This window comes from Caballeronia sp. 11_S32 (genome assembly GCF_056930355.1).
The window spans coordinates 1069146-1087423 of the sequence record NZ_JBXOWH010000004.1; the positions used below are offsets into that span (position 1 = coordinate 1069146).

The 18278-nt window shown below is 63.7% G+C and carries 19 protein-coding genes and 2 riboswitches; of the genes, 9 read left to right on the forward strand and 10 right to left on the reverse strand.

Annotated elements, in window-relative coordinates; all coding sequences use genetic code 11:
• Window positions 1-1086, reverse strand: a complete 1086-nt coding sequence (cobW, locus tag AC1Z32_RS31045) for a cobalamin biosynthesis protein CobW (RefSeq protein ID WP_483482657.1) — start codon at window positions 1084-1086, stop codon at window positions 1-3.
• A 122-nt stretch (window positions 1087-1208) separates the two neighbouring features.
• A riboswitch (cobalamin riboswitch) is annotated at window positions 1209-1466 on the reverse strand.
• A gap of 120 nt (window positions 1467-1586) precedes the next feature.
• Here cobW and AC1Z32_RS31050 point away from each other — a divergent pair.
• The 4 genes from AC1Z32_RS31050 to AC1Z32_RS31065 all read left to right on the forward strand — a co-directional run bounded on the left by AC1Z32_RS31050 (window position 1587) and on the right by AC1Z32_RS31065 (window position 4469).
• Window positions 1587-2012: a cobalamin biosynthesis protein gene (locus AC1Z32_RS31050; protein WP_483482658.1), complete on the forward strand. Its 426-nt coding sequence runs from the start codon at window positions 1587-1589 to the stop codon at window positions 2010-2012.
• A 293-nt stretch (window positions 2013-2305) separates the two neighbouring features.
• Entirely contained in the window at window positions 2306-2908 is a 603-nt protein-coding gene (cobO, locus tag AC1Z32_RS31055; protein ID WP_483482659.1) for a cob(I)yrinic acid a,c-diamide adenosyltransferase, read from the forward strand.
• 5 nt (window positions 2909-2913) lie between these two features.
• Window positions 2914-4212: a cobyrinic acid a,c-diamide synthase CobB gene (locus AC1Z32_RS31060; protein WP_483482660.1), complete on the forward strand. Its 1299-nt coding sequence runs from the start codon at window positions 2914-2916 to the stop codon at window positions 4210-4212.
• Window positions 4209-4469 carry a DUF1289 domain-containing protein gene (locus AC1Z32_RS31065; RefSeq protein WP_483482661.1) on the forward strand — a complete coding sequence of 87 codons (261 nt, stop codon included), beginning with the start codon at window positions 4209-4211 and terminating at the stop codon, window positions 4467-4469. The genes AC1Z32_RS31060 and AC1Z32_RS31065 overlap by 4 nt, the downstream gene beginning before the upstream one ends.
• A 37-nt stretch (window positions 4470-4506) precedes the next feature.
• On the opposite strand, the gene AC1Z32_RS31070 is transcribed toward AC1Z32_RS31065, so the two are convergent.
• Window positions 4507-5292 (reverse strand): CbtA family protein, encoded by a 786-nt coding sequence (locus AC1Z32_RS31070; protein ID WP_483482662.1) that lies wholly within the window; start codon window positions 5290-5292, stop codon window positions 4507-4509.
• A 9-nt stretch (window positions 5293-5301) separates the two neighbouring features.
• On the reverse strand, window positions 5302-5535 hold the full coding sequence (locus AC1Z32_RS31075; protein WP_483482663.1) for a CbtB domain-containing protein: 234 nt from the start codon (window positions 5533-5535) through the stop codon (window positions 5302-5304).
• Between the two features lie 29 nt (window positions 5536-5564).
• A riboswitch (cobalamin riboswitch) is annotated at window positions 5565-5691 on the reverse strand.
• Window positions 5692-5740: 49 nt separating this feature from the next.
• Between AC1Z32_RS31075 and AC1Z32_RS31080 the strand changes: the two genes are divergently transcribed.
• The 3 genes from AC1Z32_RS31080 (at window position 5741) to hmuQ (ending at window position 7127) form a co-directional block, all read left to right on the forward strand.
• Window positions 5741-6319: a histidine phosphatase family protein gene (locus AC1Z32_RS31080; RefSeq protein WP_483482664.1), complete on the forward strand. Its 579-nt coding sequence runs from the start codon at window positions 5741-5743 to the stop codon at window positions 6317-6319.
• Window positions 6320-6396: 77 nt separating this feature from the next.
• Window positions 6397-6768: a DUF1428 domain-containing protein gene (locus AC1Z32_RS31085; RefSeq protein WP_483482665.1), complete on the forward strand. Its 372-nt coding sequence runs from the start codon at window positions 6397-6399 to the stop codon at window positions 6766-6768.
• 44 nt (window positions 6769-6812) lie between these two features.
• Window positions 6813-7127 (forward strand): heme-degrading protein HmuQ, encoded by a 315-nt coding sequence (hmuQ, locus tag AC1Z32_RS31090; protein WP_483482666.1) that lies wholly within the window; start codon window positions 6813-6815, stop codon window positions 7125-7127.
• Window positions 7128-7234: 107 nt separating this feature from the next.
• On the opposite strand, the gene AC1Z32_RS31095 is transcribed toward hmuQ, so the two are convergent.
• Window positions 7235-7558, reverse strand: a complete 324-nt coding sequence (locus tag AC1Z32_RS31095; RefSeq protein ID WP_483482667.1) for a hypothetical protein — start codon at window positions 7556-7558, stop codon at window positions 7235-7237.
• 110 nt (window positions 7559-7668) lie between these two features.
• Complete coding sequence (gene lhpI, locus AC1Z32_RS31100; protein WP_483482668.1) at window positions 7669-8625, reverse strand: bifunctional Delta(1)-pyrroline-2-carboxylate/Delta(1)-piperideine-2-carboxylate reductase; 957 nt, start codon at window positions 8623-8625, stop codon at window positions 7669-7671.
• A 253-nt stretch (window positions 8626-8878) separates the two neighbouring features.
• On the opposite strand from lhpI, the gene ppk2 reads away from it, so the two are divergent.
• Window positions 8879-9772 (forward strand): polyphosphate kinase 2, encoded by an 894-nt coding sequence (gene ppk2, locus AC1Z32_RS31105; protein WP_483482669.1) that lies wholly within the window; start codon window positions 8879-8881, stop codon window positions 9770-9772.
• A gap of 18 nt (window positions 9773-9790) precedes the next feature.
• Here ppk2 and AC1Z32_RS31110 read toward each other — a convergent pair whose 3' ends face one another.
• The 5 genes from AC1Z32_RS31110 to AC1Z32_RS31130 form a co-directional block, all read right to left on the reverse strand.
• On the reverse strand, window positions 9791-10015 hold the full coding sequence (locus AC1Z32_RS31110) for a hypothetical protein (protein ID WP_483482670.1): 225 nt from the start codon (window positions 10013-10015) through the stop codon (window positions 9791-9793).
• 149 nt (window positions 10016-10164) lie between these two features.
• Window positions 10165-11673 carry an efflux transporter outer membrane subunit gene (locus AC1Z32_RS31115; RefSeq protein WP_483482671.1) on the reverse strand — a complete coding sequence of 503 codons (1509 nt, stop codon included), beginning with the start codon at window positions 11671-11673 and terminating at the stop codon, window positions 10165-10167.
• Window positions 11670-14870, reverse strand: a complete 3201-nt coding sequence (locus tag AC1Z32_RS31120) for an efflux RND transporter permease subunit (RefSeq protein WP_483482672.1) — start codon at window positions 14868-14870, stop codon at window positions 11670-11672. The genes AC1Z32_RS31115 and AC1Z32_RS31120 overlap by 4 nt, the downstream gene beginning before the upstream one ends.
• A gap of 31 nt (window positions 14871-14901) precedes the next feature.
• Window positions 14902-16098, reverse strand: a complete 1197-nt coding sequence (locus tag AC1Z32_RS31125; RefSeq protein WP_483482673.1) for an efflux RND transporter periplasmic adaptor subunit — start codon at window positions 16096-16098, stop codon at window positions 14902-14904.
• A gap of 127 nt (window positions 16099-16225) precedes the next feature.
• Window positions 16226-17044 carry an alpha/beta hydrolase gene (locus tag AC1Z32_RS31130; protein ID WP_483482674.1) on the reverse strand — a complete coding sequence of 273 codons (819 nt, stop codon included), beginning with the start codon at window positions 17042-17044 and terminating at the stop codon, window positions 16226-16228.
• Window positions 17045-17261: 217 nt separating this feature from the next.
• On the opposite strand from AC1Z32_RS31130, the gene AC1Z32_RS31135 reads away from it, so the two are divergent.
• Window positions 17262-18272, forward strand: coding sequence for a LysR family transcriptional regulator (locus AC1Z32_RS31135; protein ID WP_483482675.1), 1011 nt, complete (start codon window positions 17262-17264; stop codon window positions 18270-18272).
• Window positions 18273-18278: the final 6 nt, after the last annotated feature.

Genomic DNA, 18278 nt, shown 5'->3' on the forward strand with positions numbered 1-18278 from the left:
TTACGCCTGCACGGGCGCGCTTGCGAGCGCGGCGTCGAAGGCGCTTTGCAGCGTATCGCGTTCCAGATCTTCGCCGATCAGCACGAAGCGGCTCGGCGTGTTCGCTTCATCGGCTTGCCAGCGGCGATCGAAGTAGCTGTCGAAGCGCCGCCCGACGCCCTGCACGACGAGGCGCATCGCGGCGCCCGGCAGCGCGGCGAAGCCCTTTACGCGATAGATCGTGTGATGCTCGACGAGCACATGCAATGCGGCCAGCGCCTGCTCGCGCGATTCGACCACGCCTTCTACGACGACCGAATCGAACTCGTCGTGATGATGATCGGCGTGGCCTTCGTCATCGGGCGAGCCGTGATGATCGTGCCGCAGATGAATGCTTTCTTCCGATGCGGATTCGAGCCCGAGCAGCGTATGCACATCGAGCCTGCCCATCTGCGCGGGCACGATCTTCACCTCGGGCGGAATCTCGGGACGCACGAGCGCTTCGACCTGTCGCAGCGCGGCATCGTCCATGAGATCCGTCTTGTTGACGATGACGAGATCGGCCGACGAAAGCTGATCCTCGAACAACTCGTGCAGCGGCGATTCGTGATCGAGGTTCGGATCGGCCTTGCGTTGCGCATCGACGGCGACGGGATTCGCCGCGAACTGGCCGCTCGCGGCAGCGGGGCCGTCGACGACAGTCACGACCGCGTCGACAGTGAACGCGTTTTTGATCGACGGCCAATTGAATGCCTGCACGAGCGGCTTGGGCAGCGCGAGACCCGAGGTTTCGATCAGCACGTGATCGATGCTGTCGCGCCGCTCGACGAGCTGCTCCATCACCGGATAAAACTCTTCCTGCACCGTGCAGCACAGACAGCCGTTTGCGAGCTCATACAGATTGCGGTCCTTCGAACCGGCTTCGTCGTCGCAACCGATGCCGCAGCCCTTCAAAATTTCCCCGTCGATGCCGAGCTCGCCGAACTCGTTGACGATCACCGCGATGCGCTTGCCTTGCGCATTGGACAGGATATGCCGCATCAATGTGGTCTTGCCGCTGCCGAGAAAGCCGGTCACGACCGTGACGGGGATCTTGCGGGTTTGCATCGTAGCTCCGTGGCTGATTGTGCGTGCGCTTCATCTCGCGCGAGGCGAGGGACTTCGCGGCTGGACGAAAAGAGAAACGCACGATTCGATGGATCACGGGACGCGCCGCATCCCCGCGGCTACGCACCCTCTCATGTCTGGCCGGTATCCGGGCTGACGACGACGCCGCTTCGCCTTCCCGCGCCCCCAATGAGCGCAGTGGCCTCGAAGCCGGCTTCCCGCACGGGCGATGAAAACATCGCCTATGCGGGAATCGCTTACCGTTGCGGGGGCAGCGCAGGTTGACGCTCGTTCGACTGGTCGAATGGAACGCGCCCTGCTTCCCGTTTAACTGCGCGCGAGAGAATCCGCGCGCGAGCACCAAAACTGCGTGAAAGTCTAGGCCCCGCGCGCGTGAGCGTCAAGAAAGGACCGGCTGCGCCGGGCACATTCGGGCATTGCGCTGTGATAAGGTTGGCCCGCTCCGAACGCGCGTGCCGCGCACGTCATCTCTACTCTCCATGAAACCTGTCATCGTTCGCATGAATGCGGTCTGTGTCACGCGGCTCGCGGTTGGCATCGGCTGCAGGCGCGGCACGAGCGCCGATGCGATCGAACAGGCCGTGCGGCGCGCACTCGGCTCGCGTTCATTCGCCGATATCGCGATCGTCGCGAGCATCGACGCCAAGCGGGACGAAGCGGGACTGCTCACGTTCTGCGAGCGTCATCGCTTGTCTTTGCGTTTCTATAGCGCCGATGAAATCGCACGGGCGCCCGGCACCGCGGTGTCGAATCACGCGGCGAAGCATATGAAGGTCGATGGCGTATGCGAGCCTTGCGCGCTGCTCGCGGGCAATACGCACACGCTCATCGTGCCAAAGACGATCGATTGCGGCGTAACCGTCGCGGTTGCAAAGGCGCGTGAGGGCGGCGCGAGCGAAGGGTGAATCGCGACTTGAGGGTCGCGTGCGCGCGGGCTTTGCTGTCTAGCGGCTTCACGATACCCCGTCTGAACTTGTCGCGGCAAAGCCAGACGAGCAACGCAAGCGCCACAAGCTCCAGATACAGATAGAACGCGTCCATTTCTCTGCTCCTCAAGTCGGTGACTGCATGATGCACACCGTCTCTTAGCGCAGAATTAACCCGCGAACGACGCATATCGAAGCCGCCACTGAGGTACGATACGGCCGTCTTTCATATGCGCCCACACGCATCGATTCCCTTCGAACCCGGAGATCATGTGAAAACCGATACCGAATCGCATCTGCGCATGACCCAGCGCCGCAAGGAAGGTCACGAGAAAAAGCAGGCCGCGGCCGATCACGAGAAAGGCCTGCTGATCGTGAATACCGGCAACGGCAAGGGCAAGACCACGGCGGCGTTCGGCATGGCCGTGCGCGTGCTCGGTCATGGCATGAAGCTCGGCGTCGTGCAGTTCATCAAGGGCGCGCTGCATACGTCCGAGCGCGATTTTCTCGGCACCATCGCCAATTGCGATTTCGTCACGATGGGCGACGGCTACACCTGGAACACGCAGGACCGCGAAGCCGACATGGCTACCGCGCGCCGTGGCTGGAACGAGGCGCGGCGCATGATCGAAAGCGGCGAGTATCAGATGGTCGTGCTCGATGAGCTCAACACCGTGCTCAAGTACGAATATCTGCCGCTCGACGAAGTGCTCGACGTATTGAAGGCGCGGCCCGCGATGCTGCATGTCGTCGTCACGGGACGTCATGCGCCCGATGCGCTCGTGGAACTCGCCGATCTCGTCACGGAAATGCGCCTCGTGAAGCATCCTTATCGCGAGCAAGGCGTGAAGGCGCAACGCGGCGTCGAGTTCTGAACGCGATGCCGGACTGCCCCGCTCTCTTCATCGGCGCGAGCGCGTCGCATCAAGGCAAGACCACGGTGACGGCCGCGCTCGCGCGGCATCACACGCGCCGCGGCCTGAAGGTGCGCGTCTTCAAGACCGGCCCGGATTTTCTCGATCCGATGATTCTCGAACGCGCATGCGGCGCGCCCGTCTATTCGCTGCATCTGTCGATGGTCGGGCTCGATGCGTGCCGCGCGCTGCTCGCGCAAGCGGCGCGCGAAGCGGATCTCATCCTCATCGAAGGCGTGATGGGTCTCTTCGACGGCACGCCCAGCAGCGCCGATCTCGCCGCCGCGTTCAACGTGCCCGTGCTCGCGGTCATCGGCGCGCACGGCATGGCGCAGACCTTCGGGGCCATCGCGTTCGGACTCGCGCGTTATCGCGCGGACGTGCCGTTTCATGGCGTGCTCGCGAATCGCGTCGCATCGCCGCGTCATGCGCAGATGTTGTCGGAGACCATTCCCGAAGGCCTGCGCTATTGCGGCCATCTCTCGAACGCCGACGATATCGCACTGCCCGAACGTCATCTCGGCCTCACGCAGCCCGAAGAAGTCGCGGGCCTCGATGCGCGGCTCGACCGCGCCGCCGATGCGATCGCGCAAACATCGCTCGCCGATCTTCCGCCGCCGGTCCATTTCGACGATGCGGTGCTGCCCTCGCCGCCGCGTCTTCTCGACGGCATGCATATCGCGATCGCGCGCGATGCCGCGTTCTCGTTCATCTATCCGGCGAATATCGACCTGCTCGTCGCGATGGGCGCGCGTATCAGCAGCTTCTCGCCGCTTGCCGACGAGCCCGCGCCCCGCGATGCCGACGCGCTCTATCTTCCCGGCGGCTATCCCGAGCTGCATGCGGCGGCGCTCGCCGCGAATGCGCGCACCCGCGCGTCGATCGATGAACACGTCGCGCGTGAGAAGCCGGTCGTCGCGGAATGTGGCGGCATGCTTTATCTGCTGGGTTCGCTGACCGACATCGAAGGAACGCAGCACGCGATGCTAGGCGTTCTTCCCGGCGATGCCGCGATGCAACGCAAGCTCTCGCGCCTCGCAATGCAGCGCATCGACACCATGCATGGCGCGATGACCGGCCACACGTTCCATTACTCGACCCTGCAAACGCCGATGCAACCTGTTCTTCAAGCGACACACGCGACCACGGGCACAGCAGGCGAAGCGCTCTATCGGCACGGTCCGGTGACGGCCACCTACATGCACGCATACTGGCCATCGAATCCGGCCGCGGCCGCCGCGCTCTTTCGCGGCGAACAACTATGACGACCACGCAAGACATTCGCACGCCGCTCGATCTCGCCTTCACCATCGAGCGCGCAAAGACGCAGGAACCCATAGGCTCGCCCTGCACCGACGTCTGCAAGCTCGATGCCGAAACCGGCCTGTGCCTCGGCTGCTTCAGAAGCCGCGAAGAGATCAAGACGTTCAGATCCATGGACGATGCCGCGAAGCGCGATTTGTTCGACGAATTGCTCGCGCGGCGTGCGGCCAAAGACCAAACGAAAAGCCCGCGCTCCTGACGGAACGCGGGCCGTGCGGTCAGCCGTGATGAATTGCTCAGGCCGCGGCCATTCTCCTGACCGCCGGGCGCTCCAGCTCACGCGCCGCGAGCGCGCCGAACACGAGGCCGAGCGTCGTCCAGATCAGCGCCTGCATGCCGATCGCGGCGAGACGGAAATTCCACAGCAGCGAAGCAGAGAAATCGGCGGGGACTTCGTCGATGCGCGGCAACGCGACCTGCGCAATCACCATTGCGACGATGTACGCGGCCGCCGCGAGCAGCGTCGCGTTCCAGCCGCCGTGCCGCGCTGCCATGCGCCGCTGCAGCCGCACGGCGAACACCGCGGCCACGAGCGACATCGCCACCATGCCGAAGAAAAGCGCGGTGCGCGGCCCGATGGTCTCGGCGCTGCCGACCGCCGGCGGATTCGGCGGGTACTTGAGAAACGGCACGATAGCCACGCTCACGAAGCCGAACAACGCCAGCAACGCCGACGTGCCCCGCGCGCGCAATGCGCCGAGCCGTCCATACGCGAACGCGAACACGAGAGAAAAGAGACCGCCCAATGCGGTGCCGAACACCGCGATGCCCGTCAGCAGGCCGAGACCCGCCTGGGTATCGCGGGAGACGAGCGCATCGTCGCCGTGATCGTGCGAATGCGCGGCGCTTGCCGAGGCATCGGCATGTTCGTGCTCATGTGGCACCGACGCATGCTCATGCTGTTCCTCGAACGCAATGGCCCGCGCCACCGACGGCTCGCCGAACACGCGCGCGAAGCCGAAGCCGATCAGGCCCGCGACCAGCCCCGCGATCATGCCGCGTATCAGCAAAGTGCGAATCATGACGCGCCCTCAGTGGCACGGAAAGCCGAGCAGATGCCGGCCGTCGTGAACGAATTCGTGAACGTACGTGCCGGAAAAGATCGACGTCGCGCCCTGCTCAGCGCCCACGAAATACATGGCGATCAGCAGAATGAGGCCGATGAAGACGGCCCACGGCAGCACTTCACGCACCGGAATGGGGATGGGTGCGTCGAGCGAGGGAGAAGCCGGAGCGGAAAAGACCGGCGCGTTGGAAGCATTCATGGTGGTTCTCCAGGGAAAAGCGCGTCCCGATTGATGAAGAGCATGCAGCGGGGTCTGACTCGCGGGAGAGCGCCTTTAAGCTCACGAACCGCATACAGTGGCGCGACCGTGCCGGATTTGCACCGGCTTCCTCGCACTGCAAGCTTGCCATTCTATGATGATTGACGGCAAAGTAAAACGATTCCGATTCGCCCGTCACGCTCCCTTGGAACTCATCCTGCTGTGCCACGCCGCCACGCGCGCGATGAAAGCCGGCCGCTTTCCCAGCGGCGATGAACGCGCCGAGCGCGATGCGCGCGCCATGCTCGCGCCGCTGCGCGCGGGCCGCGAGACACGCGATATGCGCGTCATCTCCAGTCCCGCGCGCGTGGCCCGCGAAACGGCGGCATGGATCTCGAATGCATTCGAGATCGTCCCCGCGTTCGACGACATCGACTACGGCCGCTGGCACGGGCTGTCGATTCGCGAAACCGGCGAGCGCGAGCCCGGGCAAGTCGCCTCGTGGCTCGCCGATCCGCAAGCGCGCCCGCACGGCGGCGAGAGCGTCGCCATGCTGGCGGCGCGCGTCGCGGAGGGTCTTGCATTCATCGATCGTCTAAATGCGCGCGAGCGCTGCATCGTCGTCACGCATGCGATCGTCGTGAAAGCGGCGCTCGCGCATGCGCTCGGCATGCCGCTCGCGTCCGTCTACACGATGGACTTCGCGCCGCTGTCGTCGACGGTGCTCAGGCGCGCCACGCCCGCCGATACATGGACGGCCGAACTGCCGCACGCGAGCGCCTGAACTTCCCTCCTGGCGCATGGCTCAAAGAGACAGCGCATCGCATGCGCGGCCCTCTCGAACCGAATCAGGAGACTCATATGGCGCACTACGTGGATGGATTCGTCGTGCCGGTGCCGATCGACAAGATCGACGCCTACCGCACCATGGCCGAAGCAGCCGGCAAGATCTGGCTGGAATATGGAGCGCTGCAATTCGTGGAGACCATCGCCGACGATGTGAAGCCCGGCAAGCTCACATCCTTTCCGCAGAGCGTGCAACTGAAGGAAGGCGAAACGGTGGCGTTCTCGTATATCGTCTACGAGTCGCGCGAGCAGCGCGACAGCATCAACGCCAAGGTGATGGAAGACCCGCGCCTCAAGACAATGATGGAATCCGCCGAGCCGCCGTTCGACGCGAAGCGCATGTTTTTCGGCGGCTTCAAAACGATAGTCGAACTCGAACGCAGCTGATTTTTTCCATTGACGACCGCTTACCGCGAAGGAAACGCATCGACATGTATATCGCCATGAACCGCTTCAAGATCGTGCCCGGCGCCGAGGCCGATTTCGAACGCCTCTGGACCAGCCGCGACACTCATCTCAAGGACGTGCCGGGGTTCGTCGAGTTTCATCTGCTCAAAGGACCGGTCAAGGACGACCACGTTCTGTATTCGAGCCACACGGTCTGGGCGGACAAGGCGGCCTTCGAGGACTGGACGCGCTCGGACGCGTTTCGCGCGGCGCACCGCAACGCGGGCGGCGAAACGCGTCAGCTCTATCTCGGGCACCCCGAGTTCGAAGGCTTCGAGGTGATTCAGACCGTCAAATGAGAGGCGAGGCGCGCGTCCGAACGTTCGCGCGCTTTGCTGGCACGCACGCGCGTTTTACACACGTGTGAAAAAACGCGCGTCGGCCGCGCAAACGGATCAGACCGATTTCAGGCCTTCGCGCCGCGCGCCATGCGCTGCAATGTCGACGAATCGATAGCGGCGGCGCAGATGCGCACCGCCTCTTTCAGCGTGCGCGGGCGACCCGCGCCGAATTGCGATTCGAGCATCGCCACGGCGCGCGTGCGCTCGTCGTTGCCGAGCTTCTCGCCCGTGGCGAGCTCTAGCACCGAGATGAAATAGGCCGCGGGCGGCGCGGCGCTCGCATGGGCAGGCGTGTGGCGCTCCCCGCGCGCCGTGCCGCCGGCACCTTCATGCCCGTCCTCGTGCGCCGGAATCCAGGGGTGCCATTTACTGTCGTATCGACTTTTCATGGGTTAGTTCGCTGGCTCGATTGCTGTGGCGCGTCACGGCGCCGTTCGTCCCGTGGCGCCCCGAGCGCCACTCATTAAGTAGGCAACCAGCAAGTACCGTTCCAACCTTCCTATCCTTGCTGCGCGTGGCGCGACGCGTTGTTTTCGTCCGACAAAACCGCGCGCGCGACGCGGCACGCCGCAAGATCCCACGCCGCGCAGCCAACCGATTTGAACATCACGGGACGCGCTGAAGCGGCTTCGTTCGAGGGCGCCGCGAGCGCCTCGGACAGCGGATGGACCGCGCTCCAGTCGACGCCCGCGAGAATGAAATCGCCCGCTTCGTGCCGCGCGCCCGCGGGATCGTCGACATAGAGCTCGCTCGCATGCACGGTCGCGGCGGCGATTTCGGCGGCATCGGCGGTAAATGCGCCCACGCCGATCACGAGGCGCCCCGCGCGCGCAGGCAGCGTGTAGACGGGCGTTTTGCTCGTGGTCCCGGCGATCACGACATCGATGGAATCGGGAATCACGGACTGTTCCAGCGCGGACAGGTTGTTGCAAACCGACGCATGCGCCGAACAGAATTCGCGCGCGCGTTCCGGGCGCGAGCCCTGCACGTGAATATGCGCACCGGGATAAACGGCAGCGAGCGCCTCGACGTGATACGCCGCCTGCTTGCCCGTGCCTATGACAAGCACCTCGCGCGGCGCGTTCGCATGCAGCGCGCGGATCGCGAGCATCGATACCGAAGCCGTGCGCCGCCCCGTCACCGTCGGGCCGTCGAGCATGAACTGCGGCACGCCCGTCACGGCATCGTAGGCCGTGACCTGGCCGTGGATCGTCGGCAGGCCGCGCGCGCCATTGCCGGCGCAGACGTTCACGAGCTTGTGCATCGCGAGATCGGCGGCGCTCGCGGGCATCGACAGCATCACGCCGCCCTCGATCGGCACGACCATCCGCTCGGGACTCACAATGCGCCCGGCCGCGTAGTCGAGCATCGTCGCGGCGAGCGTGTCCACCAGCCGGTCATAAGGCACAAGGCGCGCGGTTTGGGCTTCGTCGAAACTGTGGATCGTTGCGGTCATCGTGTTCGCTCGTCGTCGATATGAAATGAGGTCGGGGTGCCATCGGCATGCCATCGAAGTGCCGGAACATTCTAACGGCGCGCGGCGTCGCGTCGGCAAAGCGCCGCGCCATTTGTGAGCGCCCACGCCGCTTTCTACAATTCCCGAAACGGCCGATGTCATACGATTGACATCGAATGCCGTCATAATCGGCCGTCCCGCGCCGCGGCCGTCCACGACGACGCGGCAGCCCAAGAACGCCACGGAGCCTTTCATGAACACGGACAAGCAGCGCCGTTTCCACGCTGACATCATCGACAGCTACGACGAAGAGTTCGAAATGGAGGTCGACGATCGCTTCCTGGACGGCGAATCGACCTTCTCCGACGAAGAGCGGGCGCTGCGCAAGACGTACTTCCGCGAGCTGTTCCGTCTGCAGGGCGAGCTCGTGAAGCTACAGGACTGGATCGTGCATACGGGGCATCGTCTCGTCGTGATCTTCGAGGGACGCGATGCGGCGGGCAAAGGCGGCGCGATCAAGCGCATCACGCAGCGGCTGAATCCGCGCGTGTGCCGCGTGGCGGCGCTGCCCGCGCCCAACAATCGCGAGCGCACGCAGTGGTATTTCCAGCGTTACGTGTCGCACTTGCCGGCGGCCGGCGAAATCGTGCTGTTCGATCGCAGCTGGTACAACCGCGCGGGCGTCGAGCGCGTGATGAACTTCTGCACCGACGAAGAGTATGAGGAATTCTTCCGCTCGGTTCCCGAGTTCGAGAAGATGCTGGTGAGAAGCGGGATCCAGATCGTCAAATACTGGTTCTCGATCACCGATGACGAACAGGAAGTGCGCTTCCAGGCGCGTATCGAAGATCCGCTCAAGCAGTGGAAGCTGAGCCCGATGGACCTGGAAAGCCGCCGCCGCTGGGAAGCGTACACGGCGGCGAAGGAAGTGATGCTCCAGCGCACGCACATTCCCGAAGCGCCGTGGTGGGTCGTGCACGCCGTCGACAAGAAGCGTGCGCGCCTGAACTGCATCCATCACCTGCTGAGCCAGATGCCGTATCACGAGGTCGAGCATCAGCCGGTCGAGCTGCCCGACCGCGTGTTCAATCCCGACTATCTGAGGCAGCCCGTGCCCGATGAAATGTACGTTCCCGAGGTTTACTGAGCTTCGATATACCGCGCGTCAGCAGCAGTTGTTGCAGGCGATGTGCTTCACGGACGCATTGCCGCGCTGACGTGCCGTCGCAAGGCGCAGCGCGAAGTGGTATGCGTGCTGTGAGCCTCGCAGCACCATCACGAACATCACCTGCGCGAGATTGAAGTCGAGCGTGACCATCAGGCGCGTCAACAGTAGCAGTGGCAGCACCACCGCCGGCTGATACAGTTGTCTTGCGATCAAGTCTTTCATCATCGGCTCCCTATCCCATGATCAGAATTCTATGGATTCGGGCCTCGCGGATAAACGCCCTACAGGTGAAGACATATGTTCCGATAGACGAACAATCGGCAGTCACTCAAAGAAAAATGGCCCTGCGGAGCGCAGGGCCATGCGTGGCTTTACTTCTGCGCGAGACTCGGCTCGGGCACGGGCGCAGGCATCGCATCGCCCCAGCCGCCGCCCAACGCGCGAATCAGGTTCACCGTCGACACCGCCTGGGTGCCCTGTAACTGCACCGACGCACGCTGCGATTGCAGCACGGTGCGCTCCGCGTCGATCACGTCGAGATAATTCACCGCGCCTTCGGTGTACTGCGTGCGCGAGAGCTGCGCCGCGCGCACCGATGCCTTCACCGCATCGTCCTGCGTGGCCGTCTGGTCTTCGAGGATGCGCAGATCCGAAAGATTGTCCTCGACCTCGCGGAACGCGACGAGCACCTGCTGACGATAGCTCGCGACATCTTCTTCATACACTGCCCGCGCATTCGCGAGATCGCCCTTGCGGCGGCCGCCGTCGAAGATCGGGATATTGAGCATGGTGCCCGCGAACGGCCCGAGCAGGAACGTGCGGCTCGACCATTTGAAGAGATCGCCGAGCGTCGCCGATTCGAAGCCGCCCGAGCCCGTCAGCGTCAGCGACGGGAAAAACGCCGCCTTCGCCACGCCGATGCGCGCGTTCGCCGCCGCCATCGCGCGCTCCGCCGCCGCGATATCGGGACGACGCTCGAGCAGGGACGAAGGCAGACCCGGCGGCACGCGCACCGTCACCGGCTTGAGCGGATTCGCGGCCATCGAGAACTCGGCGGGCGCCTTGCCGAGCAGCACCGCAAGGCTATGCTCCGATGCCGCGCGCAGGCGTTGCACCGTCATCGCGTCGGAGCGCGCCGTCGCGAGTTCCGACTTGGCGCGGGCCACGTCCAGCTCGCTGATATCGCCCTCGGTGAAACGCTTCTGCACCAGCTTCAGCGCTTCCTCGCGCAACTGCACCGTGCGCGTGAAGACATCCGTTTCGGCATCGAGCTCGCGCAGATTGAAGTAGTTCTGCGCGACGTCCGCCTGCAACGCAAGCTGCACCGAGCGGAACAGCGCCTCGCTCTGCTGCGTGTCCGCATTCGCGGCCTGCACCGAGTTCGACACGCGGCCGAACAGATCCACTTCATACGAGACGCTCGCCTGCGCGCGCCACAACGTCTGCGCGGGCACGTTGCCATCGGGCGGCAGGAACTGCGACGCGGGCGAGAGCTTCTCGCGCGTCGGGCCGAAGCCCGCGTCGAGCTTCGGGAACAGGCCCGCGCGCGCCGTCTGGTTGATCGCGCGCGCTTCCTTCACGCGCGCCGCCGCGGCCTTCAGATTCTGGTTCGCGTCCTGCGCCTGCTTTTCCAGATCGTTGAGCGTGGCGTCGCCGAAGATGCTCCACCATTCGCCGCGCAGCATCTCTTCGGAAGGCTGCGCGGTCTTCCACGTGCCCGCTTCCGACGCGTCGAGCGTCTTCTGCGGCGTTTCCTTGTAGGCCGACGGCTCGTTGACGTTCGGCTTCTCGTAGGTCGGCGCGAGCGAGCAGCCCGCGACCAGCATCAACGACGCCATCAGACTCGATAAAACATGCAGCTTATTCATCATTGACCTCATTGCGCTTCATACGGAGCACCGATACCGCGCATCTGCGGATGCGAGCCGTGCTTGTCCGTCACGTGTTCCGTGCGGGAGAGCTTGCGCAGGATCACGTAGAACACCGGCGTCAGCATCAGACCGAAGAGCGTCACGCCCAGCATGCCGAAGAACACCGCGACGCCCATCGCGTGACGCATTTCCGAGCCCGCGCCCGTCGACAGCACGAGCGGCACCACGCCCATGATGAACGCGATCGACGTCATCAGAATCGGGCGCAAACGCAGGCGGCTCGCTTCGATCGCGGCCTGCACGATCGAGCGGCCCTGCATCTCCAGCTCGCGTGCAAACTCCACGATCAGAATCGCGTTCTTCGCCGACAAGCCAACCAGCACCATCAGGCCGATCTGCGTGAAGATGTTGTTATCGCCATCGGTGAGCCATACGCCAAGCAGTGCGGACAGAATGCTCATCGGCACGATCAGGATCACCGCGAGCGGCAGCGTCAGGCTTTCATACAGCGCGGCAAGCACGAGGAACACGAGCAGCACGCTGATCGGGAAGACCCACAAGGCTGCATTGCCCGCGAGGATCTGCTGATACGTGAGATCGGTCCATTCGAACTTGATCCCGCGCGGCAGCACTTCCGCCGCAATACGTTCCGCCGCTGCCTGAGCCTGCCCCGACGAATAGCCCGGAGCAGGACCGCCATTGATATCGGCGGCGGTGTAGCCGTTGTAGCGCACCACCATCTCGGGGCCGTATGTCGGCGTCACCTTCACGAGCGACGACAAAGGCACCATGTCGCCGTTCGCGTTGCGCGTCTTCAGCAAGCCGATGTCTTCCGGATTCGCACGGAACGGCGCGTCCGCCTGCACGCGCACCTGATACACACGTCCGAAGCGATTGAAGTCGTTCACATAGAGCGAGCCGAGATACACCTGCATCGTGTCGAATACATCCGTCACGGAGACGCCAAGCTGCTTCGCCTTCACGCGATCGAGATCGACGTTGAGCTGCGGCACGTTGATCTGATAGCTGGAGAACGTCGGGCCGAGTTCAGGCGTCTGCGATGCGCGCTTGATGAACGCCTGAGTGGCATCGGCGAGTGCCGAATAACCGAGCGCGCCGCGATCTTCCAGCTGCATCTTGAAGCCGCCGAGCGTGCCGAGACCCAGCACCGGCGGCGGCGGGAACACGGCAATGAACGAACCCTTGATGCCCGCATACTTCTGATTCAGCGCGCCAGCGATCGCATTGGCCGACAGCGCCTTGTCATGCACGCGCTCCTTGAAAGGCTTCAGCGTGACGAACACGATGCCCGCGCTCGACGAATTGGTGAAACCATTCACCGACAAGCCCGGAAACTCCACCGCGCTCTCCACGCCCGGCTGCTTCAGCGCGATATCCGACATCTGACGGATCACGCCTTCGGTGCGGTCGAGCGACGCGCCATTCGGCAGTTGCGCGAAGCTGATCAGATACTCCTTGTCCTGCGCGGGCACGAAGCCGCCCGGCACGATCTTGCCCATCAGCACGGCGCCGCCGAGCAGCACGGCATACACGACCATCATCAATGCCTTGCGATTGATGACGCTCTTCACGCCCTTGCCATACGCATCCGAGCCGCGATGAAACACCTTGTTGAAGGCGCGGAAGAAGCCGCCGAACACACGGTCCATGCCGCGCGTGAGCCAGTCCTTCGGCTCGTCGTGGCCCTTCAGCAAGAGTGCGGCGAGTGCCGGCGACAGCGTCAGCGAGTTGAACGCGGAGATCACCGTCGAAATGGCGATGGTCATTGCGAACTGCTTGTAGAACTGGCCCGTGAGACCGGACATGAACGCGAGCGGCACGAACACGGCAACCAGCGTCAATGCAATCGCGATGATCGGCCCGCTCACCTCGCGCATTGCCTGATACGTGGCCTCTCTCGCCGATAAGCCCGCCTCGATGTTGCGCTCCACGTTCTCGACGACCACGATCGCATCGTCGACGACGATACCGATCGCGAGCACCATCCCGAACAATGACAACGCGTTGATCGAGAACCCGAATGCGAGCAGCAGCGAGAACGTCCCGACGATCGACACCGGCACCGCGAGCAACGGAATGATCGACGCGCGCCAGGTCTGCAGGAACACGATCACGACGAGCACGACCAGCGCGATCGCTTCGGCAAGCGTATGAATCACCGCTTCGATACTCGAGCGCACGAACTGCGTCGGGTCATAGACGATCTGATATTCGAGGCCCGCCGGCATGTCCGCCTTCAGTTCCTTCATCGTCTTGCGGACTTCGTCGGAGATCTGCAGCGAGTTCGCACCCGGCTGCTGATTGATTGCGATTGCAACCGCCGACTTGTTGTCGAGCAACGAGCGCAAGCCATATTCCGATGCAGCCAGCTCGACGCGGGCAACATCGCTCAGATGCGTGACCGCACCATCCGGCGATGTTTTCAACACGATGTCGCGGAACTCCGACTCGTTCTGCAAGCGGCCGCGCGCATTCACGTTCAGTTGCAGCGGCACGTTCGGCAGTGTCGGCGAGCCGCCGATCACGCCCGCCGCCACCTGAACGTTCTGCTCGCGAATCGCGTTGACGACATCCGTCGCCGTCATGCCGCGCTGCGCGACCTTTTGCGGATCGAGCCACACGCGCATCGAGTAATCGCCCGAGCCCCACAGCTGCACTTCGCCCACGCCCGCGATGCGTTCGAGCCGGTCCTTCACGTTGATCAGCGCGTAATTGCGCAGATACGTCATGTCGTAACGGCCGTTGGGCGAGTTCAGATGCACCACCATCGTCAACGTAGGCGACGACTTGATCGTCGTCACGCCGAGACGCTGCACGTCCTGCGGCAAACGCGGCAATGCCTGGTTCACGCGGTTCTGCACGAGCTGCGTGTTCTTGTCCGGATCGGTGCCGAGCTTGAACGTGACCGTGGTCGTGAGATTGCCGTCGCTGTTGGCTTGCGACTGCATGTAGAGCATGTCCTCTACGCCGTTGATCTGCTCTTCGAGCGGCGAGGCCACGGTCTCCGCGATCACCTTCGGGTTCGCGCCGGGATACTGCGCATGCACGACGACCGAAGGCGGCACGACTTCCGGATACTCGGAGATCGGCAGCTTGAACATCGCGATGATGCCCGCGAGCAGCACGACCACCGAGAGCACGCCCGCGAAAATCGGGCGGTCGATGAAGAATTTGGATATGTTCATGACGATTTCTGTCTGTTGCGGATGACGCGCATCACTGTGCGGATGCCGTCTTCACGACGGGCGCTGCGCCGCCGTCATTCATCGCGACGTTGTTGGCCTTGATCACGTCGTTGGGGCGCACGCGCTGCAGGCCGTTCACGACGATTCGCTCGCCCGGCTGCAGGCCCTTCGAGATCACGCGCAGACCTTCATGCGTCTGGCCCAGCGCGACTTCGCGGTACTGCACGCGGTTGTCCTTGTCGACGACCATCACGTACTTCTTGTCCTGATCGGTGCCGATGGCTTCGTCTTCCACGAGCACGGCCGGATGCGGCGTGCCCCCGCCCACTTTCACGCGCGCATAGAGGCCTGGCACGAGCGTGCCGTCCGGATTGTTGAAGCGCGCGCGCACGCGGATCGTGCCGGAGGTCGTATCGAGCCGGTTGTCGACGGAATCGACGACACCCTCGCGCGAATAGCCGTCCTCGTTCGCGAGCCCGAGCGACACGGGCACCGCGCTGCCGCCATCGCGGCCGAGATAGCGCAGGTACGTTTGTTCATCGACATCGAACGATGCGTAGATCGGCGAGACCGACACGAGCGTCGTCAGCAAGGGCGCGTTGCCGCCCGTCGATACGATGTTGCCGACCGTGAGCTCCGCGCGCGACACGCGGCCCGAAACCGGCGCCGTGATATGCGTGTACGCGAGATTGATCTTCGCGGTTTCGAGCGCAGCCTGCGCGGCCTTCAGGTTGGCGACGGCCTCGCGCGCGGCGTTCTGCTTCTCGTCGTAATCGCGCTTCGCGATCGCGTTATCGGCGAGCAGGCGTTCAGCGCGCGCCGCATCCGTCGACGTGTAGCCGTTGCGCGCCTGCGCCGCCGCGAGCTGCGCCTGCGCGCGATCCACTTCGGCTTCGTAGGGGCGCGGATCGATCGTGAACAGCGCATCGCCCTTCTTCACGAGCTGGCCGTCCTTGAAATGCACGGCGACGATCGTGCCCGGCACGAGCGGGCGAATGTCGACGTGATCGACCGCCTCGAGCCTGCCGGAATAGCTTTGCCAGTCTGTGATCGTCTTCGAGATCACGGTCGCGACGTCCACTTCGGTTGCGGTCGGGCTATGCGCGGCGGCTTTGGCTTCGTTCATCGCCGAATCGCCGTGACCGCGCCAGGCGGTATAGCCGCCCGCGCCGGCGATGATCAGCACCGCGCCTAGCGCGGCGTAGATGCGTTTGCGGTTGAAAGACATGATGAAGGCTCCGGTTGCGTTGAGATTGTTGTTGTGCGATGCGAGGCGTGCGTGCCGTTTCTTGCGCTTACTTTTTCGCGTTGGCTTTTTGCGCTTGTTTCGCGCTTGTTTCGCGCTTATTTCGCGCTTATTTCGCGCGTGAGAGGCGCTTTTTGAAGAACGCGACGACATCGGCAAGCGCGTCGGGATGCGCGGCGAGCGCCTGATGCGATGTCTTGCCGTGACGCGTGACTTCGGTCGGCACGCCCGCGGCGATCAGCTCGCCCGCGTATTTCTCCGCCTCGATATGCAGCAGATCGTGCTCGGCGCTCGCGATCATCGCGGGCGGCAGGCCGCCGAGTCGGCGCGATTCCAGCGGCGCGGCATACGGATGCAGGCGTTGCGAAGGATTCGGCAGATACGCGCGATACCACTGCGCGCATTCGCATGCCTCGAAATCGGGGCACAGCACTTTGCGTTCGTCGGCTAGGCGCGTCATGCTCGGATCGAGCAGCGGCGCGAGCAAGGCTTGCGCGGACATGCGAAGATCGCCGCGATCACGTGCGATAGCCGCGACGCAGGTGGCGAGATTGCCACCCGCGTCATGGCCCGCGATGCCGATGCGCTGCGGATCCGCGCGCTGCGCGCGGGCATGCGCCACCGCCCACTGCGCCGCGCGATAGCCGTCTTCGGGCGCGGCGGGAAACGGATATTTCGGCGCGAGCGAATAGCCGACGGACACGACCCACGCGGGCGTATCGCGTGCGATCGTCGCGGCGGCGATATCGGCATCGTCCAGTGCACCGCCAATGAAACCGCCGCCGTGGAAGTACAGAACGATGGGCAGAACCGTGCCGTCCGACGCGGGGCGATAGCTGCGCAGCGTGATCGGCTGTGCGTGCCCCGTGATCTGCACATCCTCGATGCACAGGCGCGGGCTCGACTCCAGATCCAACAGTGTTGCCATGGTTATTCTCAGTGCGAGGCCGATGCTGCAAGGCCTTCACGCAGAAGTTGCGATGCTGCGAATTCTGGAGTCCGCGCCTTTTTTAATAAATGCCTATAATCCGGCAACACAATTCGGTCGCACCGAACAATCGTGGTTATCCCTTGCGATTGTTCATTCGGTCATTCTTTGGCGCACGCTTAATAGTTGCGTCGCTAAGTAAAGAAGGTGAGAGAACATGGATCGGCTACAAGCAATGCAGGTCTTCACCCGCGTCGTCGACACCAACAGCTTTTCCCGCGCCGCGGACACGCTCAATCTGCCGCGCGCCTCGGTCACGACGATCATCCAGAATCTGGAAGCGCATCTGAACGTGCGGCTGCTTCAGCGCACGACGCGCCGGCTCAATCTCACGCCGGACGGCGCCGCGTATTACGAGCGCTGCGTGCGCATCCTCGCGGACATCGAGGAAGCGGAAAGCACCTTCTCGAACAATGGCAAAGGCCCGCACGGCAAGCTGCGCGTCGATATGCCGGGCGCGATCGGGCGGCTCATCGTGATGCCGCAGCTATGCGATTTCCATACGCGCTATCCGGATATCGAGTTGATGATGGGCTTCGGCGACAAGCCGGTCGATCTGATCCAGGAAGGCGTGGACTGCGTGATTCGCGTGGGCACGCTGCAGGATTCGAGTCTCGTCGCGCGGCGCATCGGCGTGTTCCAGGGCGTGACGGTCGCGGCGCCGCAGTACCTCGAACGCAACGGCACGCCGACGACCATCGACGATTTGCAAAATCACACGGCGGTGAATTATTTTTCGAGCCGCACGGGCCGCATCATGGACATGGACTTCGTCGTCGACGATGAAACCATCGAAGTGAAGATGCGCGGCATGATCGCGGTAAACGATGCCGAAGCGTATCTGAGCTGCGGCCTGAAGGGCGTCGGCATCATTCAGGTGCCGCGCTTCATGGCGCTGCCGTATCTGCGCGCGGGCGAGCTCGTCGAAGTGCTGCCGCAATGGAACCCGCTGCCGATGCCGATTTCCGCGGTGTATCCGCATAACCGCCATTTGTCGCCGAAAGTGCGCGTATTCGTCGACTGGGCTGCGGAGCTGTTCGAACGCTGCCCGCTGCTGCAAGGTCAGAAGGATGCGGAAGAGCGCTGCCTGCCGACGAGCACGTCGTCGCCGACTATCGTGCGGCATGGCACGCCGGAAGTGGCGGGCACCGAGGATATCGTTGCATAGCTAATC

What these genes read in the sequence shown, in the direction of transcription:
- cobW (WP_483482657.1), bottom strand. Translation starts at nt 1,086, where the DNA reads ATGCAAACCCGCAAGATCCCCGTCACGGTCGTGACCGGCTTTCTCGGC.
- AC1Z32_RS31050 (WP_483482658.1), top strand. Translation starts at nt 1,587, where the DNA reads ATGAAACCTGTCATCGTTCGCATGAATGCGGTCTGTGTCACGCGGCTC.
- AC1Z32_RS31060 (WP_483482660.1), top strand. Translation starts at nt 2,914, where the DNA reads ATGCCGGACTGCCCCGCTCTCTTCATCGGCGCGAGCGCGTCGCATCAA.
- AC1Z32_RS31065 (WP_483482661.1), top strand. Translation starts at nt 4,209, where the DNA reads ATGACGACCACGCAAGACATTCGCACGCCGCTCGATCTCGCCTTCACC.
- AC1Z32_RS31070 (WP_483482662.1), bottom strand. Translation starts at nt 5,292, where the DNA reads ATGATTCGCACTTTGCTGATACGCGGCATGATCGCGGGGCTGGTCGCG.
- AC1Z32_RS31075 (WP_483482663.1), bottom strand. Translation starts at nt 5,535, where the DNA reads ATGAATGCTTCCAACGCGCCGGTCTTTTCCGCTCCGGCTTCTCCCTCG.
- AC1Z32_RS31085 (WP_483482665.1), top strand. Translation starts at nt 6,397, where the DNA reads ATGGCGCACTACGTGGATGGATTCGTCGTGCCGGTGCCGATCGACAAG.
- hmuQ (WP_483482666.1), top strand. Translation starts at nt 6,813, where the DNA reads ATGTATATCGCCATGAACCGCTTCAAGATCGTGCCCGGCGCCGAGGCC.
- AC1Z32_RS31095 (WP_483482667.1), bottom strand. Translation starts at nt 7,558, where the DNA reads ATGAAAAGTCGATACGACAGTAAATGGCACCCCTGGATTCCGGCGCAC.
- lhpI (WP_483482668.1), bottom strand. Translation starts at nt 8,625, where the DNA reads ATGACCGCAACGATCCACAGTTTCGACGAAGCCCAAACCGCGCGCCTT.
- ppk2 (WP_483482669.1), top strand. Translation starts at nt 8,879, where the DNA reads ATGAACACGGACAAGCAGCGCCGTTTCCACGCTGACATCATCGACAGC.
- AC1Z32_RS31110 (WP_483482670.1), bottom strand. Translation starts at nt 10,015, where the DNA reads ATGAAAGACTTGATCGCAAGACAACTGTATCAGCCGGCGGTGGTGCTG.
- AC1Z32_RS31115 (WP_483482671.1), bottom strand. Translation starts at nt 11,673, where the DNA reads ATGAGGTCAATGATGAATAAGCTGCATGTTTTATCGAGTCTGATGGCG.
- AC1Z32_RS31120 (WP_483482672.1), bottom strand. Translation starts at nt 14,870, where the DNA reads ATGAACATATCCAAATTCTTCATCGACCGCCCGATTTTCGCGGGCGTG.
- AC1Z32_RS31125 (WP_483482673.1), bottom strand. Translation starts at nt 16,098, where the DNA reads ATGTCTTTCAACCGCAAACGCATCTACGCCGCGCTAGGCGCGGTGCTG.
- AC1Z32_RS31130 (WP_483482674.1), bottom strand. Translation starts at nt 17,044, where the DNA reads ATGGCAACACTGTTGGATCTGGAGTCGAGCCCGCGCCTGTGCATCGAG.
- AC1Z32_RS31135 (WP_483482675.1), top strand. Translation starts at nt 17,262, where the DNA reads ATGGATCGGCTACAAGCAATGCAGGTCTTCACCCGCGTCGTCGACACC.